Annotated in this window: 22 protein-coding genes and 2 pseudogenes; 11 read left to right on the forward strand and 13 right to left on the reverse strand. The window is 57.2% G+C overall.

Annotated features, from left to right (window positions below; all coding sequences use genetic code 11):
- Positions 1-201: 201 nt before the first annotated feature.
- Positions 202-1,146, forward strand: coding sequence for a helix-turn-helix domain-containing protein (locus MUN79_RS23225; protein WP_244674905.1), 945 nt, complete (start codon positions 202-204; stop codon positions 1,144-1,146).
- A gap of 151 nt (positions 1,147-1,297) precedes the next feature.
- Positions 1,298-1,992: pseudogene (locus MUN79_RS23230) on the forward strand (SDR family NAD(P)-dependent oxidoreductase).
- A gap of 308 nt (positions 1,993-2,300) precedes the next feature.
- On the opposite strand, the gene MUN79_RS23235 reads toward MUN79_RS23230, so the two are convergent.
- From MUN79_RS23235 to MUN79_RS23250, 5 genes and pseudogenes are all read right to left on the reverse strand, one after another.
- Positions 2,301-3,083 carry a serine hydrolase domain-containing protein gene (locus MUN79_RS23235; RefSeq protein WP_311136575.1) on the reverse strand — a complete coding sequence of 261 codons (783 nt, stop codon included), beginning with the start codon at positions 3,081-3,083 and terminating at the stop codon, positions 2,301-2,303.
- Positions 3,084-3,130: 47 nt separating this feature from the next.
- Positions 3,131-3,778, reverse strand: a pseudogene (locus tag MUN79_RS30350) (serine hydrolase); the annotation flags it as partial.
- Between the two features lie 193 nt (positions 3,779-3,971).
- Positions 3,972-5,942, reverse strand: a complete 1,971-nt coding sequence (locus MUN79_RS23240; protein WP_244674906.1) for a hypothetical protein — start codon at positions 5,940-5,942, stop codon at positions 3,972-3,974.
- Positions 5,939-7,483: an SIR2 family protein gene (locus MUN79_RS23245; protein ID WP_244674907.1), complete on the reverse strand. Its 1,545-nt coding sequence runs from the start codon at positions 7,481-7,483 to the stop codon at positions 5,939-5,941. Before MUN79_RS23245 ends, MUN79_RS23240 begins: the two co-directional genes overlap by 4 nt.
- Before the next feature lie 317 nt (positions 7,484-7,800).
- Complete coding sequence (locus MUN79_RS23250; RefSeq protein ID WP_244674908.1) at positions 7,801-8,481, reverse strand: hypothetical protein; 681 nt, start codon at positions 8,479-8,481, stop codon at positions 7,801-7,803.
- 540 nt (positions 8,482-9,021) lie between these two features.
- Between MUN79_RS23250 and MUN79_RS23255 the strand changes: the two genes are divergently transcribed.
- The 5 genes from MUN79_RS23255 to MUN79_RS23275 all read left to right on the forward strand — a co-directional run bounded on the left by MUN79_RS23255 (position 9,022) and on the right by MUN79_RS23275 (position 13,160).
- Positions 9,022-10,191: a YncE family protein gene (locus MUN79_RS23255; protein ID WP_244674909.1), complete on the forward strand. Its 1,170-nt coding sequence runs from the start codon at positions 9,022-9,024 to the stop codon at positions 10,189-10,191.
- Positions 10,192-10,421: 230 nt separating this feature from the next.
- Positions 10,422-10,928, forward strand: a complete 507-nt coding sequence (locus tag MUN79_RS23260) for a DinB family protein (RefSeq protein ID WP_244674910.1) — start codon at positions 10,422-10,424, stop codon at positions 10,926-10,928.
- 58 nt (positions 10,929-10,986) lie between these two features.
- A complete protein-coding gene (locus tag MUN79_RS23265) occupies positions 10,987-11,487 on the forward strand; it encodes a hypothetical protein (protein ID WP_244674911.1) in 501 nt (166 codons plus the stop codon).
- Between the two features lie 178 nt (positions 11,488-11,665).
- Positions 11,666-12,394, forward strand: coding sequence for a ThuA domain-containing protein (locus MUN79_RS23270; RefSeq protein ID WP_244674912.1), 729 nt, complete (start codon positions 11,666-11,668; stop codon positions 12,392-12,394).
- Positions 12,395-12,548: 154 nt separating this feature from the next.
- On the forward strand, positions 12,549-13,160 hold the full coding sequence (locus tag MUN79_RS23275) for a DUF3592 domain-containing protein (protein ID WP_244674913.1): 612 nt from the start codon (positions 12,549-12,551) through the stop codon (positions 13,158-13,160).
- Here MUN79_RS23275 and MUN79_RS23280 read toward each other — a convergent pair.
- From MUN79_RS23280 to MUN79_RS23290, 3 genes are all read right to left on the reverse strand, one after another.
- A complete protein-coding gene (locus tag MUN79_RS23280) occupies positions 13,157-13,396 on the reverse strand; it encodes a T9SS type A sorting domain-containing protein (protein WP_244674914.1) in 240 nt (79 codons plus the stop codon). The genes MUN79_RS23275 and MUN79_RS23280 overlap by 4 nt on opposite strands.
- A gap of 68 nt (positions 13,397-13,464) precedes the next feature.
- Positions 13,465-17,778 carry a glycosyl hydrolase gene (locus tag MUN79_RS23285; RefSeq protein WP_244674915.1) on the reverse strand — a complete coding sequence of 1,438 codons (4,314 nt, stop codon included), beginning with the start codon at positions 17,776-17,778 and terminating at the stop codon, positions 13,465-13,467.
- A gap of 516 nt (positions 17,779-18,294) precedes the next feature.
- The gene (locus tag MUN79_RS23290) at positions 18,295-19,896 is read right to left on the reverse strand and encodes a protein adenylyltransferase SelO (protein WP_244674916.1); all 1,602 of its coding nucleotides are present in this window, start codon (positions 19,894-19,896) and stop codon (positions 18,295-18,297) included.
- Positions 19,897-20,113: 217 nt separating this feature from the next.
- Here MUN79_RS23290 and MUN79_RS23295 point away from each other — a divergent pair, with 217 nt between their 5' ends.
- The 4 genes from MUN79_RS23295 to MUN79_RS23305 all read left to right on the forward strand — a co-directional run bounded on the left by MUN79_RS23295 (position 20,114) and on the right by MUN79_RS23305 (position 21,677).
- Positions 20,114-20,935, forward strand: coding sequence for a helix-turn-helix transcriptional regulator (locus MUN79_RS23295; RefSeq protein ID WP_262922929.1), 822 nt, complete (start codon positions 20,114-20,116; stop codon positions 20,933-20,935).
- Positions 20,926-21,090 (forward strand): WCX domain-containing protein, encoded by a 165-nt coding sequence (locus tag MUN79_RS30355; protein WP_445991684.1) that lies wholly within the window; start codon positions 20,926-20,928, stop codon positions 21,088-21,090. Before MUN79_RS23295 ends, MUN79_RS30355 begins: the two co-directional genes overlap by 10 nt.
- 63 nt (positions 21,091-21,153) lie before the next feature.
- Positions 21,154-21,525 (forward strand): DinB family protein, encoded by a 372-nt coding sequence (locus tag MUN79_RS23300; protein ID WP_244674917.1) that lies wholly within the window; start codon positions 21,154-21,156, stop codon positions 21,523-21,525.
- A complete protein-coding gene (locus MUN79_RS23305; RefSeq protein WP_244674918.1) occupies positions 21,504-21,677 on the forward strand; it encodes a DinB family protein in 174 nt (57 codons plus the stop codon). Before MUN79_RS23300 ends, MUN79_RS23305 begins: the two co-directional genes overlap by 22 nt.
- A 93-nt stretch (positions 21,678-21,770) precedes the next feature.
- On the opposite strand, the gene MUN79_RS23310 is transcribed toward MUN79_RS23305, so the two are convergent.
- The 5 genes from MUN79_RS23310 to MUN79_RS23330 all read right to left on the reverse strand — a co-directional run bounded on the left by MUN79_RS23310 (position 21,771) and on the right by MUN79_RS23330 (position 25,393).
- Complete coding sequence (locus MUN79_RS23310) at positions 21,771-22,169, reverse strand: cupin domain-containing protein (RefSeq protein ID WP_244674919.1); 399 nt, start codon at positions 22,167-22,169, stop codon at positions 21,771-21,773.
- A 198-nt stretch (positions 22,170-22,367) separates the two neighbouring features.
- Positions 22,368-23,171, reverse strand: a complete 804-nt coding sequence (locus MUN79_RS23315) for an SDR family NAD(P)-dependent oxidoreductase (RefSeq protein ID WP_244674920.1) — start codon at positions 23,169-23,171, stop codon at positions 22,368-22,370.
- Positions 23,172-23,383: 212 nt separating this feature from the next.
- Entirely contained in the window at positions 23,384-24,004 is a 621-nt protein-coding gene (locus MUN79_RS23320) for a hypothetical protein (protein WP_244674921.1), read from the reverse strand.
- Positions 24,005-24,139: 135 nt separating this feature from the next.
- Positions 24,140-24,355, reverse strand: a complete 216-nt coding sequence (locus tag MUN79_RS23325) for a hypothetical protein (protein WP_244674922.1) — start codon at positions 24,353-24,355, stop codon at positions 24,140-24,142.
- 123 nt (positions 24,356-24,478) lie between these two features.
- A complete protein-coding gene (locus MUN79_RS23330; protein WP_244674923.1) occupies positions 24,479-25,393 on the reverse strand; it encodes a sporulation-delaying protein SdpB family protein in 915 nt (304 codons plus the stop codon).
- Between the last annotated feature and the right edge of the window lie 7 nt (positions 25,394-25,400).

The following is a 25,400-nucleotide window of genomic DNA, read 5'->3' on the forward strand; positions in this document are numbered from 1 at the left end:
CCTCACAACATGTGCATTCAGTGGAGCCCCAACTGAGCGCATTAAGTCGCAGCGGCGGGGCGCTTATCGTAATTTTTCGCTTCGTTGTAGCGAGCCCCTTGCACAAAGGTCATTTCGTAGGCCGCTAGTCTCAGCAATACCAAACATTTGGTGTCCTGGAGAGGCTACCGTAGCTTTGAATCCTACAATCGACCCGCTCCCATGACTTCTACCGCGCTCCATACGCTCTACCAGGAGTTAGCTCCCTGCACCAGCCTCGACCTGAGCACGCTGCTGCCCGGTGGCATTCAGCGCGAAGTCGGCCACTTCAATGTGTTCGACATCGCCGACCTCTGGGAGCCCACCCAGATGCGGCCCGCCACTCCCTACACCTGCCGCTCGTTCTACAAAATCAGCCTGTTGCGCAGCCGTAGTCACGCCGAGTATGCCGAGCAAACTATCACTATTGAGCCGGATGCGCTGGTCTTTTCGACGCCCAAAGTGTCGTTTGAGTGGTGGCCTGCCGAGCCGCAGCAAGGACAGTTCTGCCTGTTCACGGCCGAGTTTTTGCTGCCCGTACTTGGGGGTAGCACCCCCGACGAGCTGCCCCTGTTCCGGGCCGACGGCTACCCCGTATTTCAGCTGACGCCGGCCGAAGCGGCGCGGGCCACGGCTATTTTCAGCCAGATGCACGAGGAGCTAGCTTCCGACTACGCCCACAAATACGACCTGCTGCGGGCCTACGTGCTGGAGCTGCTGCACCTGGGCCAGAAGCGGCAGCCCACCACGACACTGCACCCGGCCCACTCGGCAGCGGCGCGGCTGAGTTCGCGCTTCGTGGAACTGCTCGAGCGGCAGTTTCCCTTAACCACGGCCCAGCAACGGGTACCGCTGCGCACGGCCAAGGACTTTGCCGACCAACTGGCCGTGCACGTCAACCACCTCAATAAAGTACTCAAGGACAGCACCGGCCGCACTACCACCGACCTTATCGGCGGGCGACTGGTGCAGGAAGCCAAGGTGCTTCTGCAACAATCCGACTGGACACTCTGGGAAATTGCCGATAGCCTGGGCTTCGTCGATGTCGCCCACTTCTCCCACTTCTTCCGCCGCTATGCCGCCGTGAGTCCCGGCGCATATCGGACCCTAAAGACGACGGCGGATTGATTTCTACAAAAAGCTGATTGGCGGATACAACGCCGCTGCCAACGTGCCCGGAGACCTTTGTCGTGTTCAAATCAACACCACAAATGCACTTCGTATGAGTACTTCCAAAATTGCCCTCGTGACCGGCGGCAGCCGGGGCCTGGGCAAAGATATGGCCCTGAAACTGGCCCAGCAGGGCATCGACGTTGTTCTGACGTACCGCAGCCAGCAGGCCGAAGCTGCCGCGGTGGTAGCCGACATCGAGGCCATGGGCCGGCGCGCCGTGGCCCTGCCGCTGAACGCCGCCGACCTGAGCACGTTTGCTACGTTCTTCGCCCAGCTCACCACGGCCCTCTCCGCCACCTTCGGCACCGACCGGTTCGACTTTCTCATCAATAACGCCGGGACCAGCCTCACCGCCCCATTGTCGAGACGACCGAGGCCCAGTTTGATGAGATGCTCAACATTCATTTCAAGGGCGTGTACTTCCTTACGCAACAGGCGCTGCCCCTGCTGCGCGACGGCGGCCGGATTATTAATATTTCCTCCGGTACCACGCGGGTTGCTTTCGCCGGAAGCTCGGCCTATGCCAGTATGAAAGGCGCAGTGGAAGTATTCACGCGCTATCTGGCCCTGGAGCTGGGCAGCCGGGGCATTGCCGCCAATGTGGTAGCACCCGGCGCGGTGTTTGGCGGCGGAGCCATGACGGACACGCCCGAAATCCGCGCCTACGTGGCCCAGATTACGGCCCTGGGCCGCGTGGCCGAGCCCGACGACATCGGCGGCATCGTCGCCTTCCTCTGCACCGATGCCGCCCGCTGGCTCAATGGCCAGCGCCTCGAAGCTACGGGTGGTATGATGCTGTAATAACACCTTGCCCGTCAGCTGTTCACGCAAATGAAAGGCCTTTACTGGGTTATACCAGTAAAGGCCTTTCGTTTGCGTCATTTTAGCCAGGGGCGCCCCATTAAGCGCTACTGCAAAACGTACGAGGCCCGCCGCACCCGTCGATGACAGCCGAATTGCGCTATCCTGGGCCCGGCTACTGAAAGTGTGGTTTAGCCGGGACCCGGGCAACGGCCATCGAAACCGACGCGGACGAAAACGGCAGCATCAGCTACCAGGTCACCACTACCGCATCCAATCCGCCGCTGCACGGGCAAGCAACCCCCACCCTAGCGCCGCCCTACCGACTTTCCCGCTTTGCCCGGCTTCGCGGCCGGAGTAGCTACCCGGTCCAGCTCCTGCTTCAGGTACTCCTCCATTTCCGTCACCCGGGTCTGGCTGATGGCCTCATTCACCAGCACCACGAAGCCTGCCTGCTGCCCCGGATACATGACGCAGCGGGTGTTGAAGCCAATGGAATGCCCGTTGTGGAAGATGCGCCGCTGCCCGTCGGGGTCCGTGTCCAGCATCCAGCCCAGCCCGATGCTCGTGCCCCAGGCCGGCTGGTGGGCCAGCTTCACGGCCGGCTCTTTTTCGGCCAGGTTGGCCCGCACGTAGGTCAGCAGGTCGGCGGGCGTGGAGCACATCGTCGAGCCGCCCCAGTAGCCAGTGTAGTTGGCGTGGGTCTGGGCCCGCAGGGTTTCGTCGTAGCCGGTAGCAAAGCGGGCCTGCTCCTGGGCCGACAGTACCCGCTTGGTGTCCTTCATTCCGAAGCGGCTTTGCACAAACTGGGTGATAAGCTGCTCGTAGGGTTTCTGGTAAGCCCGCTCCAGCACCAGCTGCAAGATCAGCACGTCCAGGTTCTGGTAGCGGTAGGCGGCCCCGGGCTTGGTGCTGAGCGTAAAGGTGTGCATGTCCTGGAGCAGACTATCGGCCGTGTAGCGGTTATAATGCGCGATGCGCACCCCCAAATCAGCGTGCTCCTTCTCCAGCCGCGCCTTTTTCTCCTTGCTGTACTGCCGCGCCGTGCTGGGCAGGCCCGAGGTGTGGGTGGCCAGATCCACCAGCCGCACCGGCTGCCCCTCAAACTCCAGATTAGGATACGGCCCGGCAAATACTTCCGGATGTCGTCCGTGAGCTGCACCTTCTTGTCCAGCACGGCCTGGGCCAGCAGCGTGGTCACGAAGGTCTTGGCCACCGAGCCCAGGTCGTAGTAGGTGTTGGCCGTGGGCAGGCGGCCCGAGCCCTTGGTTACCTCCCCGTAGTTGTAGAAGTAGCTTTGCCCCTGCCAGTACAACCCAATGGACATGCCCGCCGCATCCGGGTGCTGCAAATACAGCGTGGCGGCCCGGTCCACGGCCTGGTCCAGGGCCGTGCGCTTGCGGTTGTCGGTTGCCAGCGGCGTAGCCCGGGCGGTGGGCTGGGCAATGAAGTCGGAAATAAAGTAGTCGTCAATCACGCCCGGGGCCGACGAAACCAGACTCACCCGCAGGTTCTGCTGCTCCCCACGCCAGGCAAAGTCGTGCCGGGTCTTGCGCTCCGGCAGCCCGCTGCTGCCCACGATGCGCCCCGTCTTGGCCTGCTGCTTTTGCAGGTACGCCGCCATAACGCCCACCGGCTCCACTTTCTTCAGGGCCTCACTCTTAAAAGCCTCAATGCCCTTGAAGTCGCCCCGGTTGAACTGCGCCACCAGCGTATCATTAAACTGGGCATACGAGGTAAACCGCGGCGCCTGAGCCCGCCCCTCCGCCGCCCAAAACAACCCCATCACCCCCACCAAGGGCCCGCGGCCTGAACATAACGACGCATCATAGCAATAAGTAAAAGTGAAACCAGACTACCGCCCGCCGCTTCTTCAGCCACCCGAGCAGCAGCAAGCTACGGAATGAGGCGAGTATGTAACCATCTTCCTCATAAACAAAACGCATATATGCTTTTGAGATACAGCAAGCAAACCAAACTTATAGCCTAGCGCTCTTAGCTTTGTTTGAATTATATTTAATATAATCAATTACAAATTTTTCAAGTCCCTCTTGTCCATAGTAATCATATGAGCAAACGTAGGGATTTGATTGTACACTATTTATACTCTTAAACCTAAACTCCATATATTGATACCTATATTCAACACAAAGATCAAGACCTTTTTGATATACTATATCAAATTCTGGATCAATCATCTTTTTCAAATATTTACAATAATAATACAAAGCTTCCAAATAATAATACTTAATGTGATACAGGTATTTGATTGCTTGGAGAAAATTATTCCTTTTCATCATGTTATCTTCTTCATTAAAAGCCATCATAAGTTCCTTAAGCCCTTTTGTATAAGGATTAGTAACCACTAATCTTTTTATTTTATCCATTGGTATACTCTTAATTTTTGATAGTACATACGTGCATTGCACTACTTCTAAATGATATTCACTAAAAATATTTTCAATATATTTTTCCAAGACCTCAACATCAAGTTTTTTTGCAACATAATCACGTTCAAAAGAATAAAATCTCCTAGGTAAATATTTGACTTCATCATGAATACCTAGATAGAAAAGATGATCGTTCAAGCTCCTATTAGCTTCACTTACATTGTAATTAATTTGATTACTTATATATTTTAATGTATATCCTTCCATGCTATGAATCGCAGAAGCTGTATTCTTATAGAGCTTTTCAATATCATCTTCAGTATCAATTTTTCTATTTCCCATCTCTTCGACAGTAAGAAGGTTAACTATATCAACATAAGAAGTATCAAAGTTTTCTAAATAATATGTCATTTTTGCAATATTAGCATCAAGCAATTTATCAGCATATTTTACATCACTGAAATAACCTTTTAGATTCACAATCTCCAATCTTATTTTATTAACCTGACTTTCACTAACTACATAATGACTAAGAAGATTGACATAACTAAGCAGCTGCTTTTTATTAGTAACAACGCCGTTATCGGCCACTTCAATATATGGAATATACTCTAACACAAGAGAAAGATTATTTTTCACCAGATTCTGCATTTTATACACAGCATTAATATCTCTCAAAGTATACACATCATTTAAATATTGAATTAGGTATACATTAAATTGGTATGCATTATTATAATATTTACGCTTAACATCAGAGCTCTTTTTGGAGAATTGAAACTCAGCAAAGCGTCTTACAATAGGCTGCAGTTGCAAAACGCCATCATAATTCTCTACCAAGGATTTGTTTTGCAAACTCCTGAGTTCAGAATCACTAATTCTATTCGAACCACTGTTCTTCGCAAAACACTTCTTAAAATCACTCAACCCAATTCCGTCAGGAAACAGGTGAAGAAGCTCAAAAGCCAATTTTTCTTTTGAGGATAATTTGCTATATGAATAATTTATAGACTGATAAATAGATTTGGTCCTCTCAATATTTAGATCAGCATTTTTATTATATATTTTATCAAAATCAGTAGATGTTATTTCAAAAAACGAGTCAATTAATTGCTCTTTCAAATTCAATATACTCTGTTTAACAGTATTCCGAGTAACAAGCTTTATTGCAAGAGGGTTGTTGTTTAATATATTTTCAAGTACATCAGATCTTAAAATCAGCATTTCATCCTCATCTATTTTCCCATAATATTTTTCAAAAAGGATTACTGCATCATCAGTTGTCATTGATGATAAATTAAAAACATCTTCGAAGTCAACACCTAATGTTTCTCTGGAAGTAATAATAATATTTGCATAATCGGTTGCAAACTCCAGTAAATTCAAAATTCTATTAAATTCATCTTTATTATCAATATTTACAACAGTTTCAAAGTTATCTAGAATAATAAGCAAATCAAACTTAGTGTTTAAATCCAAAAGATACTCTTGGAAATTAATAATATTTTGAAGTTTAAACCCTTTAATTAATTGCTCCTCAAAATCAATATAATTCGTCACTTGTTCACAAGATATAAAAGACACACCGTTATCAAAGAATCCTCTGTTATATAACTCAAATGCAACTTTTTTTGCCAAGGTCGTTTTACCCGTTCCCCAGACCCTTTTATATTAAGAACCTTGCCAGAAGACACTATAGATCTAATTTTACCAGCAACAATGCCTTGCTCTTCAATTCTACCAACAATATCATCTACACTCTTATGTGTAAAATCTATAATATTTCTTTTGCCATATAAGCTTTTTTCGACAAAACTACCTTTGGTGATTTTATCAACTGGCATAAAATTATTAACATTGATATTATCAATAGAACTCACATCTTCAAGATTACGCAACGACTTATACACAAACTTGTTGATAGCAGAGTTTTTATAGTTGAATATATTAACAGCATTACTAACAAGGCTAATATCAATCACATCATCAGATATAATTATCTTACAAATAGTTTCATCCATTAAATAAGAACTTAACTCATCAATAGAAACTAGCTGACTCTTCATATTATCATCTTCTATATAAAGCTTACCTTTATATACCTTGGCTATTATAATAATAAAATCATAGTCATCAACTTTTTGAAGAGCACGAACATTAAGATAAGACTTTACAAACTCAATATTCAAATTCTCGAAACAATTTACAATTTGATGTATATCGTCAAAAATCTTAATATCAACTGGTTTAGGATACAAAAATGCAAATTTTGGAAAGCGCTCAACTTTATTAAAGTTACTTAACAAGACAGGAGCAGATTCAATAACGTCTTTTTTGGAATCCAAACACTGATTAATAACTTGATCAATATCACTGTAATTTGATACAACAATTGGTTTTATAAAACTAAATTTTTTAAAATCATTTGGTGTACTTGTAACAACATAATGCACATTACTCCCATCAAACATTTGATCAATATATGTAAATAAATTATTCACGTATGGATCATTAAACCCAAATCCAATAAATAAAATTGTATTATTTATAAATAATTCCTTCATTTTTAATATTGCAGCATTTTCCCTAGCATACAATGCCTCGTAATCTTTTGTGAATACTACGCATCCTGACGGATCAACGCTAGAACTACCGTGGATCTTAAATATGTAACTATCTTTACCTTTTAGTTGATTTATTTTAAAACTGGAATCATATACTGCACTGTAAGCTTCTGGACATGCAAGCTCAAATGCATTGTCATAATTAGTAGTAACTACTTTGCCAGACAACTTCATTATATCATAATGACAATTCAATAATTCAACATTATTTATCTTAAAATTTTCCTCTATATATCTATATATATCATTTTTTTCTGGCAATAGCTTATCCAATACCTCTATTGGACTTAGTAATCCATCTTCTAATAATTGAATAAACCCTTTTAATTTATTATCGTCAGATTTGTTAATAACATCGACCACCATTTGTTTCCAGTCTGGTAGACCAAACCTTCTTGACATACCAGCTCCCGCAAAAACCACCAATTTTTTTGCTTTTACTGCGCTCAAAACGTTATTAGGGATGACGAAAGACATAAAAAGTGTATTTAATTTCATTGAATAAGTCAAGCACATGACTTTGCAATTCAATATTACATCTTTGACCTCGCAATAACAATCAAAAAAGGCCCCGGCTAACGCCGGGGCCTCTCTCGTTCTAACCAAACCACCCCCTCACCTAACCAGCCACCGCCCCTCCCCGTCCACCTGCTCCAGCACCACCAGCAAATACGGCGCGTCCTCTGCCCCAGCCGGCTGTAATCCCCAAGGCCACGTCCGTCTTGTGCTTCACCACCACGCCCTGCCCGGGGCCGGACCCGCCGACGCCGAAACCGCCGTGTAATACCGCAGCGTCAGCCCCTTGCCGCTGCGGTTGCCCAGCGTGGGGGCCACCACGCCCGCCTCCCGCCGGTCATACACCAGCACCGGCTTGCCGTAGCGCACCGGCCCCGATACTCAGCCTTGCGCGTAGCCGCCGTTTTTACCAGCGTCCGCGCCGCCTCATACTGCCGCACCAGCTCGGGCTGGGCCAGCTCCTGGGCCCGCACGAAGGGGTCCAGTTCCGTTTCCAGCGTTTCGCGGGCCGCCGCCAGCAGCTCCGGCAGCGTGGCCGTGGCCGTACTCGTGCCCACCTCAATCTGCCGCGTCAGACCCTGAGTCGCCGTCAGCTCCTGCACGTCCGATTGCAGCGTCTGCCGCACCCTGGGGTCGTAGCCCGCGTCGGCCAGGTCGGCCGGCAGCAGCGTGTCCACGGCCTCGTCCACCTTGCGCAGGTAGGCCAGCAGCTCATAGTCCTTGCCGGGCAGCATCTTGCTGAGCGGCTTCTTCAATTCCCCGCGCAGGGCCGCGTCCTTCGTCAGGGCCACCACCAGCAGCCGCAGCACTTCCGCCTTCTGCGCCGCCTCGGCTTTCACCGTCTGCCGGTCACGCGTTACCTCCGTCGTGGTGTGGTCCTGGGCCACTGTGGTTTGCCCAATGCGCCCCACCAGTCCGGCCAGCGCCGCCCGGCCCAGCTCAATGCGCTTGATAGTCACCAGCGGCTCGCCCGCCCCTGAAAGAAGCGCAGCACCGCCTCATACATTGTAATCTGATTCTGCTGTTTGGTATTCATAACTCAACGCGTAAATAAATAAGAGTGAAGCAAATCCGGCCCGTCACGACCGGCCACAAAAGCTACCATTTATATATAGCAGCTCCACACTATTCACCCCCTGTTCCCCAGGTTTATTTTTCACCCAACACCTAGCCTCTGCCGCCCGCCACCAACCGCCTGCCAACCGCCACTCTTCCCCTGCTACCCGCCACTTTATTCCTGCCATCCGTCACCTACCTCCTACTACCCGCCACTCTACTCCTGCCACCCGCCACTTTATTCCTGCCGTGCGCCACTCTTCTCCTGCCGTGCGCCATCCTTCTGCTGCCGTGGGTCAGATGCTTCCTGCCACCAGCCAGCTACTGGCTGCCAGGTGCCACCCCTAATTTACCGCGTCCCCATTGCCCACCCCATCCAAACCCGCTACTTTTAGTCGGCTCCTACTCCCTCTTATTCGCTTAAGCATCCTTATTCATCCTCCATGCATCGTTTTTCCGCCCTATTCATTCTGTTACTACTCTGCCTTTCCGCCTGCGAATCCGCCCGGCAGGAAGACCCTCAGCCCGTTCCCCTCACCACCAGCATTGCCCTGCAAGTTCCCCAACTGCAGAACGACAGCACCGCCGTGCTTACTTGGTCGGCCCTGAACAACCCCGACGTCAAGGAATACCGCCTCAAGCGCTGGGAAGTAACCAACGCCCCCGTTACCACCTACTCCGTTCAGCCCACCAACCCCGCCGCGCCCACCGTCACTTACGCCGACGGCTCCATTCCCTACTCCGACGAAGTCCAGTACCAGGTCGTCGGCGTGCTGGCCTCGGGCAAGACCATCGAAAGCAATACCGTCATCTTCCGCCGCCCGGGCGTCCTCATGGCCCGCGCCCACCTCTACGACGTGCTCTTCGATGAGCCCAGCCGCACCCTCTACTTCTTCAGCCGCGGCGGCATCGTCAGCCAGTACAGCCTGGCCGCCCAGCAGATTGTCAAAACCATTCAGGTAGGCCAAAGCGTCGAACACGGCAGCCTGGCTACCTTCCAGGGGCGGCGCGAGCTGTACCTCCCCACCGAAGACGGCCGCGTCTTTATCTACGACGCGGCCAGCCTCACCAAGCTCGATGAGGTGCGGGTAAACTACAGCCAGCCCACCCGCGGCCTGACTTCCGTGCTGTCTAGTAATGGCCTGCTCTACATCACCACCACTGACAACAACGGCCCCACCCTGCGCATCTACGACCGGGCCACCAAAGCCCCGCTGCCCTACCAGAACAACCGCGACTGGTACGGCCAACGCCTCTACCAGGTGCCCGGCTCTGGCACCGAGTTGGTGGGCATGGCTCTGTACGTATTTCCCATGGTTTACACCTATTATAGCTTCACGCCCGCCGGCACCCTCATCGGCTCCCAGCAGAGCTTCTCCCAGCGCAACCACCAGCTGGACGGCCGCATCTTCGAGTTCCTCCCGACGGGCAGCGCTACATCACCGGCGCCTATGGTACCATCTACGACAAAACCACCACCTACCAGTCGGCCCTGCCCGAGCTATTCACCACCTACACCTGCTACGGCCCCGACGCGGCCACCCAAACTCTTTACGCCGGCACCAAGGACCGCAGCATCTACGCCTTTTCCCTGCAAGCGCCCCACGCCCTGAAGCGCCGCCTCAAAACCCGCTTCTACCCCTTCAAAATCCTGAAAGACCCCGCCGGCGGCTTCATCACCCTCAGCATCGAAACGCCCCTCGAAGCCTTCCTCAAGAACACCACCTTCTACGACGCCAAAATCCTCATCGAGCACCTCGACTAGCGTCGTTTTTAGGCCGCTGCCCCGGCCGCTCACCTTGGTTGGTCTTCCTATCTTCCTTTTCCCCTTTCCACTGCCCCTATGGACCTTTCTACCCGCCACCGCCTCGTTGAGGAACTCCGCTACCTGCTCGAAAAAGGCTTTGCCCACGGCGCCCTCGAAGACGCCTGCGCGGGTATTCCCGCCGATAAGCTCAACCAGCGCGTGCCCGAAGTACCCTACACCATCTGGGAGCTCGTCGAGCACATCCGCATCGCCCAGTACGACATCCTCGACTTCAGCCGCAACCCCGCCTACGAAACCCTCGACTGGCCCGCCGCCTACTGGCCCTCGCGCACCCAGCCCGTCGACGAGGCCACCTTCCAGCGCACCGTCGCCCAGATCACCCACGACCGGGAAGAGTTCTTGCGCCTGCTCCAAAACCCCGCCCTCGACCTGCTGGCCCCTTCCCCCACGGCACCGGCCAGAACCTGCTGCGCGAGGGCATGCTCATCGCCGACCACAACAGCTACCACCTGGGCCAGCTCATCTTGGTGCGCCGCCTGCTCGGCATCTGGGAATAGCTTCCACCTCCGGGAATCCCCTTAGAAACCCGCTACATTTACCGCTTACTCTCTTTGTTTTTTCCAGCTTACTTTTTCATTTGATGTCATTTTTACGCCGCAGCGCCCTGACCGCTGCTCTGGTGGGCAGCCTGGCCCTGGGTAGCTTTGCCCAAACCACCACTCCCACCGCGTCGGCTCCGGCCCCGCCTACCACCCCCTTGCTCGGACCCGGGCAGGTAACCACCGAGAAGTACAAGGACTACCTCAACAAGCGCTACGCCGACGACAAGGAAGCCCGGGCCGTCATTCACCTCTTCAATCGTAAGAAAACCGGCGGCATCATATGGCTGGCTACCGGCGTGGGCGTCATTGGCTTCGTCGCCTCCCAAACCGGCACCAAAACCACCAACTCGGGTACCACCACCGTTACCGTCACGCCCCTGGGCTACGGCCTGATGCTGGGCCTCTTCGGCGGCGTCGGCATCGGCAAGCTGGCCCGCTTCAACAGCGAGAAGCTCTACCAAACCCTGGCCGAGTACGATAAGAGCCACTCCTTCCCCGGCTTCGTGATGGAAAAGCTGGACGACAAGGACTACCGCTAAGCCCGGCCTCTAGTGTTACTCCCTGCAGCCCCGGCCCTGGTCGGGGCTTTTGCGTTAGCACTCCGGCTCCCTTCTCCAACCGCAGCCCCGGAATAGCCGGAATCCCTGCGCTTTTTGCGTACTTCGGAGCCACCGGACCGCTAGCAACTCCCCACCGCCCGGCCTTATCTACTCCGCTATGAAAAGCCTGTTCCTGCTCCTGTTGGCTACCCTTCTCAGCAGCGCCTTTACCCCGCCGCCCTCGCCGGCCCGCCGCGCTCCGGCCATCCTGGTGTTCTACCGCACGGCCGGCTTCCGTCACAAGTCTATCCCCGACGGCCTGCGGGCCCTGTTGAAGATGGGCCAGGAAAACAACTTCCGCGTTGATACCACCAACAGCAACACCCGCTTCACTTCCCGCCAGCTCAAGGCCTACCAGGCCGTCGTCTTCCTCAACACCACCGCCGACGTGCTCACCGAACCCCAGCAAACGGCCTTTGAGCGCTACATCCGCGCCGGCCACGGCTTCGTGGGCGTCCACGCCGCCACCGACACCGAGTTCGACTGGCCCTGGTTCAACGGCCTGGTGGGCGCCTACTTCGTAAACCATCCCAAGGTGCAGCCCGCCACCGTGCGCGTCCTCAACCAGCAGCACCCCGCCACCGCCCACCTGCCCGCCGAGTGGCCCCGCACCGACGAGTGGTACAACTTCAAAAGCATCACCTCCGGCCTTACCATCCTGGCTACCGTGGATGAAACCACCTACTCGGGCGGCACCAACGGCCCGGCCCACCCCTTCGCCTGGTACCACGCCTACGACGGAGGCCGGGCCTTTTATACTGCCGGGGGCCACACCCCGGAAAGCTACCAGGAGCCCCTGTTTCTGCAGCACCTGCTGGGCGGCATCCGCTACGCCATGGGCCAGTAGCCATGAGCACGGTGCCATTCCCCAGTCCGAAAACCAAGACCCATACCGCCTGCAACACCACCCAGCCCGCCACCTGAACCGTCCGAACCTGCCCGCTAGCCCCGGCCTACTACAGTGCAGACACCAAGCACCTTTCCCCAAACACCCGCACTACATGAGTCTTAGCCTAGTTTCCGTTGGCGCAATGGGCATGGGCGCCCTGATGCTTTACGACGCTCTGCGCAACCAGCGCCACCGCCTGCGGATGCGGCGTATCGGCCGGCCCGCCACTGCCACCATCGTGGAGCGCCACTGGGACGAGAAGCACGAATACACCTACTCCCTGGTGCGCTTTTACTCGCCCACCCACGGCTGGATAACCGCCCGCCCCTCCCAAGCCCACGACGTTCACCACGCCAGCATCGGCGCGCAAGTGCCCATTCTCTATCACCCCACCCAACCGCACCAGGTCATTATCGGGTCCCAGTCCCTGGCCTCAGGCACCGTAGCGCTGGTTCTGATTGGGCTGGGTATTATCGTCTACGGCCTCTGGCTCACCTTTTCTGACATCGGCCCCCGGCAGCCCACCGCCGAAGACGACGTTACGCCAGCCTGGCAGTCTGCTCCGGCAGTTCCCTGCGCAAGAAAAGGAGAAGCAGGTACTCTAGCCCGGCTTGCCGCCCACTCGAATGCCCGGCTCCCCAGGTCATTGCCCCACCACAAAAAAAAGCCCCGACCATACCGGCCGGGGCTTTTGTTAGCAAGTCTGCAATCCTCCTGCGCCTAGCGGCTGAGCACGAGGCGCTGGGTGAGCACCTGCTTGCCCGTCGTAAGGCGCAGCAAATACACGCCCGCCGGGTACTCCCCGGCCTGCACCGGAATTACCTGGGTCCCAGCCGCCATACCACTAGCCACCGTCTTGACCAGGCGGCCCTGCAAGTCATACAAGGCCAGCGTGTAGGCTTCCGACTGTCTCAGCGTGAACTGAACGGCCAGCTTGCCCGCACTGGGATTAGGCGTCACTAGCAGGTCGGTAACCTTGGAAGCCGACGTGGTAGCCAGAGCGGTCCGGGCCTGGGTGCAGGTGGTGCCTACCGTGTAGCTGAAGGGCGAGGCGGCCGTGTTGCGCTCGGGCCCACCGGCCCCACCTGGTAGGTGAAGTACAGGCTGGTTACGGTACCGTTGGCAATAGTCTTGGTGAAAGTGAAGTCCCCGGCCGAGTTCTTGGTCATGGCGTAGCCCGGGTAGCCGCCGGCCGAGCCTTCCCGCAGATACAGGATGGCCAGGTTACCGCCAGCTGTAGCCCCGAGCGGGTGGAAGGTAAACGTAACATTGCCGCCGCTGGTCACGGCGCCGTAGCTGAAGTCAGCGGTGGTAGCGCAGTAGCCGCCGGTACTGGTGCCGCCGGTTACGGTCACGTTTACGGCCGCCGAAGTCGTGGTGGCGCCGGCATTGTCGGTGGCTTTGGCCGTGAGACTGTAGGTGCCGGCCGCTACACCCGTCCAGCTGTAGCTATACGGCGCCGTCAGGTCTTCGCCTAGTTTGGTGGTGCCCCGGAAGAACTCGACTTTGCTCACCGTGCCGTTGGCGTCGGCCGCGTTGGCGGTAATGGTGATGCTGCCCGGAGCCGTGAAGCTGGCATTGTTGGCTGGTGAAGTCAGGCTAACCGTAGGCGGGGTGTTGGTAGTGCCCGTGCCGCAGTTGCCGACTACCACGCTATGGGGCGTGCTGCTAGTGTTCCGTTCCCCGCCCTCGGGCACGCTGTAGGTGTAGTAGAAATACACGGTCTGGCCGGCGCTGGCCGTCAGCGTAAAGGGCGTGTTGGGCTGGGCCGTGTAGCCCGGGAAGGGCCCATTGGCATTAGTGCCGTAGTACAGCAGCAGCGTGGGGCTGCCTACGCCGCTGCGGCCGGGCACGAAGGTCAGCGTGGGGTTGCTGCTGGCCCCGGATACCGAGTAGGTATAGTCGCCGTTGGTGGGTCCGCCGGTGCAGGTTCCGCCCGTTGAGCCGCCGGTTACCACCACGCTCACGGCGCTGGAAACCGTGCTGGCGTTGGCATTGTCGGTAGCCTTGGCCGTAATAGAGTAGGTACCCGCGGCCACACCGGTCCAGCTGAAGCTGTACGGTGCCGTGAGGTCTTCGGCGAGTTTAGTTGTGCCCTGGAAGAACTCCACTTTGCTCACTGTGCCGTTTGCATCGGCCGCGTTGGCGGTAATGGTGATGCTGGCCGGAGCGGCAAAGCTGGCATTGTTGGCCGGCGAAGTCAGGCTAACCGTGGGCGGCGTGTTGCTGGTACCCGTGCCGGTGTAGGTAAAGGTCATCCGACCGATGTTCAGCCCGCCCTGGGTGAAGGTCAGGCGCAGCACATGCTCCCCGGCCGGCAGGTTGAGGCCGGTAATGGTTTTGGTGGCCCAGGTTCCCCAGTTGCTGGTCGTCGTCACGGTCTGGTCGCCGCCCACCGGAGTGCCATCTACCGAGAGGAAGAACGGCCCGCCGCCGGTGGCGTTGCCGGCCGCGTAGCGCAAAGCCAAGGTGTGGGTGCCCGCCGCCGACACGTTGACGGTGTACTCCAGCCATTCGCCGGCATCCACCCAGCCCACGGTAGCGCCTTCGGCCGGGTCGGTTACGGCATCCACGTTTTCGTTGGTACGGAAGGCAACGGTTGGCGCGGGCTCGTACGTGGCTTGGTTGCCTTCCGAAGCGTCATTGTAAGAGATTCCCTGGCCCTTACCGCCGGGGTAAGAATCGTACTTGCCGGCCTCAATGGTGCCGGGCACGGCCTGGGGTGAGCCGGTAAACGACACTTGCTTACCCACCTGCACCGTGGCAATATTGGTTACTTTGAACGAGGTGCCGGCGTAGACCTTGGCGTAGAAGTTATGAATGGCGACGGGCAAATTGGCAGCCGTTCTGGTGTAGGGTGCACCCGTTACGGTGCCCAGCGAGGTGGCCCCGTCGAAGAACTCTACGCCCGTAATGCCGCTGCCGGTGGTAGCCACGCTCAGCGTCACGCTACCGTTGGCGGCTACTTCCGTGGCGCTGGCGGTCAGGGTGCCGGCCACGGCCACATCCCGACTGGTAGCCAGCTTGCGGGCCGGCACGTTCAGCACGTAGCCGTCAGAGAAGGTCACGGTGATGGGCGTGCTGCCGTAGTTCTGGGCCACGTAGGTTTTCTGGCCGTTCTTGTTGAATACCGCCGCCTCGGGGTTGTTGGCCGTCACGGTGGCGTCCACCTGGCCCAGGGCATTCATGCCGTGCAGCCAGTAGTAGGTCTGGGCATCCGAAACGCCGAACTTGATGGCGCGGTCGGGGTAGGAATCGTAGAGCTGAATGGCTTTCACCGGATCAATAAAGGCCAGGTATTCCCACAGCAAGTCGTGCCAGGTGTTGGGGTTGGCCTCGTTCTGCAGGATGCCGGTGTTCTGGGTAATTTCGGTCCAAAGCTTTTGCACGAAGGGCTTGTTCAGCCCCAGATAAAGCGAGCCGCCGTGCATGGGATAAAGCTGAATGCCGTAAACGGCCCGGATGTCGGAGGTCCAGAAAGTGCCGGCGTCGTAGCCTGCGCCCCACACCCGGCCAGTGGCGTTGTAAGCGTAGTCGGGCCGGAAGTTGCGGTCATTCACGTCAAACCAGTACTCTTCAATGGCCGTCTGCTCGGTCACGTAGAGGTAGATACCCAGGTCGCGCGTAGCCTTGTCGTTGGTGATGGCGCCCCAGTGAATCAACGACGAGTTGAATTGCATGCTTTCCGAGGTCGACTCCTGGTTGTTGCCCATCGGCGAGCTGGCGAAGCCATCGGCCCAGGCGTGGCCAGCGTAGGGGTCAAAGTTGCGCAGGAAGGGAAACTTGGTGTCGGTCCGGCTCGGGTTGGCCGCGTCGCGGATGAGCATGTTCACCATCTCGCTCCACTGGCTGGCCCATCCGGGCTGGTACTGCTCCACGAAGGCCGCCGCGTGAATAAAGTAGCCCCAGTGAAAGTGGTGGTCGTTCAGGTTGTCGTCCTGGTGGTGGCCAGCCGGGTAGCCCAGCAGCGTCGACCACTTGGTGTCGTAGTAAAACAGAAACGCCTTTTCGCCGCCTTCCACCGACAGCCAGTCTTCCAGCCGGGTCTTGATGGTAGCCAGAATCTTGTTGCGGGCTTCCACGTTGCCGGCCTCATCCGCAATGCGGGCCGTCTGGATCAGCTTGTTCATTTCCTGCCCCTCGTTGTAGGAGTCGGTCCACTCGGCCAGGCCGTTGTTTTGCAGGGACTTCACCTTGTCGTTGAGCTTTACCGGACTGAAACCGGCGCTGTAGTTGCTCAGATAAGGCAGCGTAGGCAGCACGCCGTGGAAAGTATAGGACGTCGAAAACGTGTTGGCAGCCAGCATTTTCAGCTGCCCCCGCACCGACGGATACACCTGCCCCGCGGGCTGGGCCGAGCCGCTGGCCAGGTAGCCCCACTGGTGGGGCAGCAGGCCCTGTAGCACGGTGTTGGCGGTACCTTCTTTCACGGAAGGCGTCACGGTGAAGGTCGTTTTGACCACGGCGGTGCTTTCCGTGTACTGCCAGCTTACGGTGGTGCTGGCCGGGAAAACGTAGGCGTACTTCTTATAATCGTTGGCGGCGGCCAGCGCGTCGGCGGCCGTCGGGTTCAGGAAGGCCATCGACCAGTAGGTCTTCCCGTTCAGCGTCGAGGTATAGGTGCCTGCATTGTTGGTCCAGGTGGAACCTACGGGGGCGTATACGGCGTAGTCGGCCCCGTTGTAGGAGTCCCGGATCAGCAGCATTTCGTTGTTAATCGTCACCGTGCCCACCGTCACTTTCACCACGGCCACGTCGGCGGCGCCTTTGGTGAAATACACGAAGGGCATGCCCATGCCCACGGTGGCGTTGAAGTCGTTTGAGTTGCTGCGCCAGTTCATAGTCACGGTCCAGTCCGAAAAGTCCGATACGGTGGCGCGCACGGCGTTCAGGCCCTGCACGCCCACGGTTACGGCCATGACGTCGCTGTTGGGCTGCCGGTATTCCTTGGGGCCGGAAGGCGGAATGATGTAGTTGACCACCAGCCCGGTTTCGTGGGTGCGCAGGGCCAGCGGGTAGTTGAAGATGTTGCTAACGTGGTCCTTTTGCAGCTTGGCCGACCAGAACTCGTTGGTGGGCACGGGCTTGGTGGCGGCCACGCCGCTTACCAGCGGGGAGCCGGGCGGCACGGCGTTGCGCCCAGCGGCGTCGGTACCCGGAAACTGGGTGGTGTAGCTGCCCGCGCCCACGGGCACAATTTGGCTTAGGGCCGGGGCGGCGCTCAGAGCCAGACTCAGGCCGGCCAGGGCCAGGGTTTTCCAGGTGCGGCCCCGGGACTTGCGCGGGGGCACCAGCTGCGCCGGCCCACTGCCGGGCAGGCGGTTAGGTAGGGATATACCCATAATCAGAAAGGTTTGGTGGGATTATGAAAAGAGAATAGAGCGGCGGGCAAAGGACTGTCGGCAGCGACAGTAAGGCAGCTCAAACCGCACGGGGCACGGGAGCTGAGGGGCATTCTTATCCAGATATTCCGGGTGCAATTTCCGCCCTAAGCTGATCAAGCTTCTGTAGCGAAGCAGTGTGATATCAGCAATGCCTTTAACGGGCACTATTTGCAAGAAAATGCAGCTCTACAAAGCTAAATTTTTATCCATTTAGCCCTACTATTCGCTCAAAATAAACTCTTTAGGCACAATTCAGCACCCGTAACCTAACTAACCAGCGCTGCTTGCCGCTCACTTTGTCCGTGTTACGCAAGCGTATATTCTGTCGAGCTTCTGCAGCCCAGCAACAGGCACTAAAAGTTACAGCAACCAGCTATTATGCAAAAAGGCCGTGAGTAATAGATGCTATTACCCACGGCCTCTGCCTTAATTATTGTGCGCACACGCATTGCGCTTACGGCACACTTGCGGAATTTACGAGCTGCACGACAAGGTGGCGCAGCCGGGCTTCTCGCGGGCCCAGTCGGGGCGCTTGGCGGCCAGTTCCTCGTGCTCCGGCTGCTCGGCGAAGGGGGTTTTGAGCACCTCCATCAGCCGGTTCAGCACCGACAGGTCGCCGGCTTCGGCAGCCTCAATGGCTTGCTGGGCCAGGTAGTTGCGCAGTACGTATTTAGGGTTGGCGCCGAGCATCATTTCCCGAATGGCTTCGGGCGCGGCGGTTTCCTGCTGTAGGCGCACCAGGTAGCGGCCCAGCCATTGGCGCAGTTGGGTTTCCTCCTCCGCCGAGGCCGAGTACGTGGCCGCCGCCAGCACTTCCCCCCACGCGGCCTCGGCCGAATCCGGATTCGCCAGCACGGCCGGAACCGTGTGTGAAAGGCGGCGGAAGAACAGCGTCATATCCACTTCCGACTCGCCCAAAGCCTCATGCAAAGCTTCAAACAGGGCCTTGTCTTCCTCCGGCTGCAGGTTGGTCAGGCCCAGCTTGCGGAGCATCATCTCGTGGCGGGTTTGTTCAAACGTGGCCGAGTACAAGTCCAGGCCAGGGCGCAGCAGTTCGGGGTCGGGAATGAGGTGGGCCAGGGCCCGGGCCAGCTGCCACAGGTTCCAGAGGCCCACGTTGGGCTGTTGCCCGTAGGCGTAGCGGCGCGAGCCAAAGTCGGTGGTGTTGGGCGTCCAGTCGGGGTCGTAGGGCTCCAGCCAGCCGTAAGGGCCGTAGTCGATGGTTAAGCCCAGGATGCTCATGTTGTCGGTGTTCATCACCCCGTGCACGAAGCCTACTGACATCCAGTGCGCAATCATGACGGCCGTGCGGCGGCAGATTTCCTCAAACCAACGCACATATACTTCCTCCGACGGCTCGCCCAGCTCGTGGTAATAGCGCCGGATGACGTAGGCGGCCAAGTCCCGCAGGTTGTCCAGCTCGGCGGCCGAGGCCATCATCTGAAAGTTGCCGAAACGCACAAACGTGGGCGCCACTCGGGCCACAATGGCGCCGGGCTCGGCTTGGGGGTTGCCGTTGTAGAACATGTCGCGCACAACTTTGTCGCCGGTGCTTACCAGGCTCAGGGCCCGGGTGGTGGGCACGCCCAGGTAGTGCATGGCCTCGCTGCACAGAAATTCGCGCAGGGAGGAGCGCAGCACGGCCCGCCCATCGGCGCGGCGCGAGTAAGGCGTGGGGCCGGCACCTTTGAGTTGGATTTCCCAGGGCGTACCGTCGGTGGCCGTTACTTCGCCCAGGGAAATGGCCCGGCCGTCGCCGAGCTGCCCGGCCCAGGAGCCAAACTGGTGGCCGCCGTAGCGGGCCGCGAAGGGCTTCATGCTGCCCGTCACGAGGTTGCCGGCCAGGGCATCCACGGCGGGGCCGCGCTCAGCGGGCCGGGCCAGACCCAGGTAGGCGGCCAGGTCGTCGGACCAGGCCAGCAGGCGCGGGTCGGCCACGGGCGTGGGCGTTACGCGGGAATACAGGTAGCCGGGCACCGCTCGCGGCCGTTTGTCGAAGGACGCTTCGCCGCGCATTTCCTCCACGAAGGAATTCTGAAACGGGGCTTGATCTATGGTCAGAGAATTGATTGACATACTTCAGGAGTAGTAAGTACTGGGTGGGCAAAAACGACTTTTCCGGGCCGTAATTCGCCTTGACGAGCCTGCCGCAGCATTGCTGTAGAGTGTTAAACGTGTAAACGACGGCCGCAAGTTCGCCAACCTGGTTTCGACCCGTATGTTTACCGGCTACTGCCATACTCCCATGGTTCAGGTAGCACGGCCCACTGATAATGGCTATTTTAGGGGCACTATGAACCGCTTCGACCGTATTACTGCCCTGCTGATTCAGCTCCAGGCCAAACGCGTGGTGAAAGGGCCCGAGCTGGCCCAGCGCTACGGCGTGAGTTTGCGCACCATTTACCGCGACCTGCGCACCCTGGAAGAAGCCGGCGTGCCGCTCAGCGGGGAAGCGGGCCTGGGCTATTCCCTGGCCGAGGGCTACCGTTTGCCGCCGGTCATGTTTACGCGCGAAGAAGCCACGGCCCTGCTCACGGCCGAAAAGCTGGCCGCCCAGCTCACCGATGCGCACACGGCCCAGCTCAGCCAGACGGCCATGGACAAGTTGCGCGCCGTGCTCCGCCGCCCCGACCGCGACTATGTGGAAACCCTGAGCTCCCGCATCCGCATCTTTGGCGGCGCCCGTCGCTCCGCGGCCGCGGCTCCAGCCCTGGCTTTTGGCACCCAGCAGCCCTTGCTCGACGCCATTGCCCGCCAGCGGGTGGTGCGCCTGGAGTACCGCGCCGGGCATCAGGGCACGCCTTCCCGCCGCGACGTAGAGCCCATTGGCGTCTATTTTGGCCAGCACTGGCACGTAGTGGCTTTTTGTCGCCTGCGCCAGGAGTTCCGCGACTTCCGCCTCGACCGGATTGCGGGCCTGCAGGTGCTCGACGAAGCGTTTGAGCCCCGCCCCGACACCCTGCAGTCGTACTGGGCCTCGCTGGCCGAGGAGCGCCAGACCCAGGTAGCCGTGGTGCGCTTCGGGCCCCAGGTGCTCGGGCAGGTACACGAATACAAGCATTATTACGGCTGGAAGCAAGACCAGGCCCCGATGCCGACGGTTGGGTGGAAATGACGTTGGTGCCCGGCTGCCTGGAGCACTTCAGCCGGTGGCTGCTGCTCTTTGCCGGGCACGTGCGCGTGCAGGCCCCAGCCGAGCTACAGACGAAAGTGCAGGAGTTGGCCCGGGCCGCCCACGATTTTTTTTGCGTACCCGCCGAAGCCTACTGACATAGGGTTGTCACCAGGGGCCGCGAAGTTTGGGTATTCATCAACCCAAACCCCTGTAAGCTCATGGAAACTACCCTGGTAGCCCCCCTCGCCCACGCCTTCAGCACCGAGCTGCTCGAAGAAGCCAAGCTCACCCGCCGCGTTCTGGAGCGTGTGCCCGTGGCGCAGTTCGACTGGCAGCCCCACGTGAAGTCGATGACGCTGGGTACCCTGGCCCGCCACACCGCCGACCTCATCGGCTGGATTAAGGACACGCTCGACACCACCGACTTGGATGTTGCCGTGTTCGACGATGCGCCGGTAGCGCCCATTACGAGCACCGAGGAACTGCTGGCCTACTTCACGCAGCGCGTGGAGGCCGCCCACACCGGCCTGCTGCATGCCACCCCGAGGACCTGCAGCAGCAATGGACCATGCGCAGCGGCGACTACGTGATTGTAAACCAGCCACGAGCCGAGGTGGTGCGCCACCTCATCAGCCACATGATTCATCACCGCGGGCAGCTGAGCGTCTACCTGCGCCTGCTCGACGTGCCGGTACCCTACATCTACGGCCCCACCGCCGACGAAACCTCCCAGCCCGAATAAGCTCGTCAATCGGCCTATGAAAGCTGCAAACCCCGACCAGGCTGGCTGGTCGGGGTTTGCTTGGTATTGAACACTTTGTAAGCCTGAATGCCGCTACGAAATTGCGCTGGGGCTGTGCAGCAGCGGTAGCTCCAGGCGCTCCACGGTTTGTTTTTCGAAGTCGAACTCGATGAGCACGGCCGGCTCCTCGCCTACTACCCAGCCGTCGTGACCCGGCTCGATGGCCACGGCCTGGGGCGCCACAAAATCCTCGGTTACGCCGTCGGCATACTGAATGCTGATGCGGCCGGCGGCCAGAAACCCCACGTGGGCGTGCATGCACAGCGGCGTACCCATAATCTCCTTCAGATTCCGGGACCACCGAAACCCGACTGGATACACGATGCGCTTTACCCGGGCGGCCCCGGTTTGCACCACATCAACCTGAACCCCGCCAACTTCGCGGTGAGTAGCGCCCTTCATCGGGCCGAGCAAGGAATCGGGAGTAGACATGGACGTTGGATTACAAGTAGAACAAATTGAACTGTCAGGCTGAGCACCCTGCCCTAACCCCGTAATAACGAGAGTAATATAGGACTTTTCAATTAATCATCAAGCCGAACACCCAAATTATGAGGGTCGTGCCAACACAAAAAAAGCCGGACCTGAGCAGGTCCGGCTTTTTCGTTGAGCCACAAAAAACGTGCGCGGCTACTTGCTTTCGTCGTCTACGGGTTTGCCCTGCTGGTGCATGTTGGCCGCCACCAGGTCGTCGGGAATAACGTTGCTGATGGCTACCTGCACCTTGTTTTTCAGGCCCGACACAATTTTGTCCTTGCCAGCCAGCAGGGCTTCGTAGCCGTCCTTGGCCACATCGGCAGGGTCGGCTTTGCTGCCCTCGGCCACCAGCTTGGAGCGTTCCATATCGGCCTTGCGGAAAAAGTCGGTATCCGTTACGCCGGGCAGCAGAGCCGTGATGGTCACGCCGCTGTCCTTAGTTTCTTCGCGAATGGCCTCGGTGAAGGACGTGACAAAGGCCTTGGTGCCGTGGTAGACCGACTGCAGCGGACCGGGCAGCTCGCCGCCGATAGACGAAACCTGCAGAATCTTGCCCGAGCCCCGGGCTACCATTTCCTTCAAAAAGCACTTGGTTAGCACCACGTAGGCCCCAATGTTGAGCTGAATGATATCCAGTTCCCGGTTGATGTCGGTTTCCACGAACTCGCCGTACTGGCCCTGTCCGGCGTCATTCACCAGCACTTCCACCTCAATGCCCTGGGCCCGCACCGCTTCGTAGACCTCAAACGGCGCTTCGCGGTTAAACAAGTCCTTGGCCAGGGGTACCACCCGAATGCCGTATTGCTGCTGGAACTCGGCAGCCGTGTTCTCCAACTCCTGCTGGTTACGGGCCACAATCACCAGGTTGTACTTATCCTGCGCCAGCAGCTTAGCCAGCTCATAGCCAATGCCGCTGGTAGCCCCCGTGATGAGGGCAAATTTCTGTTCGTTAGCCATAGTAGTTTAGGTTGGATTGGTAGTAGAGTGAAGCTTTTCTTACGCCCTGGCGGCGGTATCGTTTCCGTTAAAACCAGTATTATCTTTTTATTAACCGCTTACAGATCAGCTTAAACCAAGTATTTCCCGAATTGAAGGAGATATAAAAAAAGCCCTGACCACCACGGCGGTCAGGGCTTGCTGCTGGCTAAACAAAGCCAGCCAAAGAGAAGCTACTTTTTGGCGGGTGCTACCTGCACCACGGAGTTGGCGGGCAGCGGAACCTCGCGCGAGGTCTGGAACTCGGGAGTCTTGTCGGCCGACTCTTCCACCTTGCGCTGCACAATGCGCAGCGTGTTGCCGCCCACGTTCATCACGGCCAGGTCGTAGCTGGTGCCCGAGCCGGGGTCGTAGCTACGGAAACCCATGAGCATGTCGCCGGGGAAGCCGGCCAGCTTGGCCTTTTCCTTGGTAACCACGTCGGGCTTGCCGCTAAACTGACCCAGGTCAATATCCTGACCCTTGCCGCCCTTTACGACCAGATGGGCGGCCGTTTTACGGTCGGGACCCGCCGGGCCGGGCTTAAAGGAAAAGCTGACGGTCAGGTTTTGGGTGGCGCTGGCAGCCGGAGCCGCGGCCGGAGCCGGAGTTGTGGCGGCAGCTACCGTATCGGGGCAGCAGCAGCGGCGGGGGCCGCCTCTGGTGTGGCGGGCGTAGCAGCAGCCGTTTCGGGAGTCGACTGCTCGGTAGCGGGCGGAGTCTGGTTGCAGCCAGCCAGCACAAGCAGGGAAGCGGCCAGCGTCAGGTAGGAGAATTTCATCATGCGGGAGAAATGGCAGGAAACGGAAAATCAATTTTGAGCGGGCAAAAATATGGATTATTGCCCGCTCCTACACCCTCCGTTGGCAAAGCAATTTGTATTTTTTGTATCCAGCGCCCTGCCTCTCGCTATAACCTGCCCGCCGGTGCCGGTAACGCCGCTGCTGACTTTACAGCGGGTGGGCGTCGCCGTTGCGGCTGGCGCCGGGGTCGGTGAGCTCGTCGGGCAGGGCCTGGGCGTTTTCGGGCGTGGGGTCTGAGTCGGTTTCTTCCCGCTCCGAAGCGGGCAAGGGAGCTGCCTCGGCTGGTTCGGACGGGGGCTGGGGCTTTTGCTTCGGGTCGGCGGATGGAACGGCCGGGTCCGATTTGGCACGGAAGTATTTCATGGCGACTACGGAAAACAGAAGACAAAAGAACTGCTCAGCTTTCAACGCAAGACGTACTGCCAGGTTGGAAGAAAATCCACCTACCGGATTTACCCGCCGCCTGGGTTGCGCGGCCCTATTTGGCTAGGCGGCAGCCATCTGCTGAAGGGCCGGGGCGCGGTCCGGTGCTACCACCTTTCGTTTGGCCAGAGCCTGCGCAATTTTACCCTCTATCTTTTTGGTAGACAGGAACAAGAGCAAACCACCCGTCATAGCAAAGAAAAAGCTTACCAGGCCGAAGGCCACGGCAATGAAACAATGAAATCCAATAGCGGGCAGCAGCAGCTTTGCGCGGAGTTTGGGGCGCATAAAGATGGCCCCGGCCAGAATAATCTCGAATAGGATAGTGCCCCAAGACAACCCCGACACGACGTAGGCATTGGTCAGCAGGGGCGCCATCAACTGCTCCAGCCAGTCGGGATAGCCGAATACCGGGTCATTGAGGAAATAGTAAATGGCGGTACCGTTTTTCCACTCCTGCAGCTTATAAACTTTTTCGACGCTGGCCTGCAGATACAAAACAGCCATCTGCAGCCGGATAACTGCCCAGGATACATTGGCAACGAAGTAGTTGGCCTGCTGCGCGACCTGAGCAGTCAACAGCTGCCAGTGGTTGGTACGCGAATCGGCTAAGGTTATCGGAATCAGAAGCAAGGTCATAATTACCGTAATCTGGTCGCCGCCCTCCAGAATCTGGGCCGACCGGAAAATGCTAAAGGAGACCAACCAGTGCAGAATGCCAGTTACCCGCGGGTAAAATCCGGATACAACCGCCAACAGCACGATAATGCACACGCCGTAGTAGGCCGTCATGTGTGCAAAGCCGAAATAGGTGAAAATGTTGAGGTATTCTAGGGCCGGGTTAAAGCTGGTTTTGCCGAAGGTAAGCTCATCAAAGAGAATATCCGGGCTGCTCAACAGCAGCGTAATCAACGTACCGATGGCCAGGCTGGTACGCGCCAGACTTGCAAAAAGGAAGAAGGGCTTCCGGGTAGCCATGCCATCC

The sequence above is a fragment of the Hymenobacter cellulosilyticus genome, assembly GCF_022919215.1.
Taxonomy (GTDB): Bacteria; Bacteroidota; Bacteroidia; order Cytophagales; family Hymenobacteraceae; genus Hymenobacter; species Hymenobacter cellulosilyticus.

Bases quoted from the DNA above. Each gene is read 5' to 3' on its own strand.
- MUN79_RS23225 (WP_244674905.1), top strand. From the start codon at position 202: ATGACTTCTACCGCGCTCCATACGCTCTACCAGGAGTTAGCTCCCTGC.
- MUN79_RS23245 (WP_244674907.1), bottom strand. From the start codon at position 7,483: ATGTCTTTCGTCATCCCTAATAACGTTTTGAGCGCAGTAAAAGCAAAA.
- MUN79_RS23255 (WP_244674909.1), top strand. From the start codon at position 9,022: ATGCATCGTTTTTCCGCCCTATTCATTCTGTTACTACTCTGCCTTTCC.
- MUN79_RS23260 (WP_244674910.1), top strand. From the start codon at position 10,422: ATGGACCTTTCTACCCGCCACCGCCTCGTTGAGGAACTCCGCTACCTG.
- MUN79_RS23265 (WP_244674911.1), top strand. From the start codon at position 10,987: ATGTCATTTTTACGCCGCAGCGCCCTGACCGCTGCTCTGGTGGGCAGC.
- MUN79_RS23270 (WP_244674912.1), top strand. From the start codon at position 11,666: ATGAAAAGCCTGTTCCTGCTCCTGTTGGCTACCCTTCTCAGCAGCGCC.
- MUN79_RS23275 (WP_244674913.1), top strand. From the start codon at position 12,549: ATGAGTCTTAGCCTAGTTTCCGTTGGCGCAATGGGCATGGGCGCCCTG.
- MUN79_RS23285 (WP_244674915.1), bottom strand. From the start codon at position 17,778: ATGGGTATATCCCTACCTAACCGCCTGCCCGGCAGTGGGCCGGCGCAG.
- MUN79_RS23290 (WP_244674916.1), bottom strand. From the start codon at position 19,896: ATGTCAATCAATTCTCTGACCATAGATCAAGCCCCGTTTCAGAATTCC.
- MUN79_RS23295 (WP_262922929.1), top strand. From the start codon at position 20,114: ATGAACCGCTTCGACCGTATTACTGCCCTGCTGATTCAGCTCCAGGCC.
- MUN79_RS23300 (WP_244674917.1), top strand. From the start codon at position 21,154: ATGGAAACTACCCTGGTAGCCCCCCTCGCCCACGCCTTCAGCACCGAG.
- MUN79_RS23305 (WP_244674918.1), top strand. From the start codon at position 21,504: ATGCGCAGCGGCGACTACGTGATTGTAAACCAGCCACGAGCCGAGGTG.
- MUN79_RS23310 (WP_244674919.1), bottom strand. From the start codon at position 22,169: ATGTCTACTCCCGATTCCTTGCTCGGCCCGATGAAGGGCGCTACTCAC.
- MUN79_RS23315 (WP_244674920.1), bottom strand. From the start codon at position 23,171: ATGGCTAACGAACAGAAATTTGCCCTCATCACGGGGGCTACCAGCGGC.
- MUN79_RS23325 (WP_244674922.1), bottom strand. From the start codon at position 24,355: ATGAAATACTTCCGTGCCAAATCGGACCCGGCCGTTCCATCCGCCGAC.
- MUN79_RS23330 (WP_244674923.1), bottom strand. From the start codon at position 25,393: ATGGCTACCCGGAAGCCCTTCTTCCTTTTTGCAAGTCTGGCGCGTACC.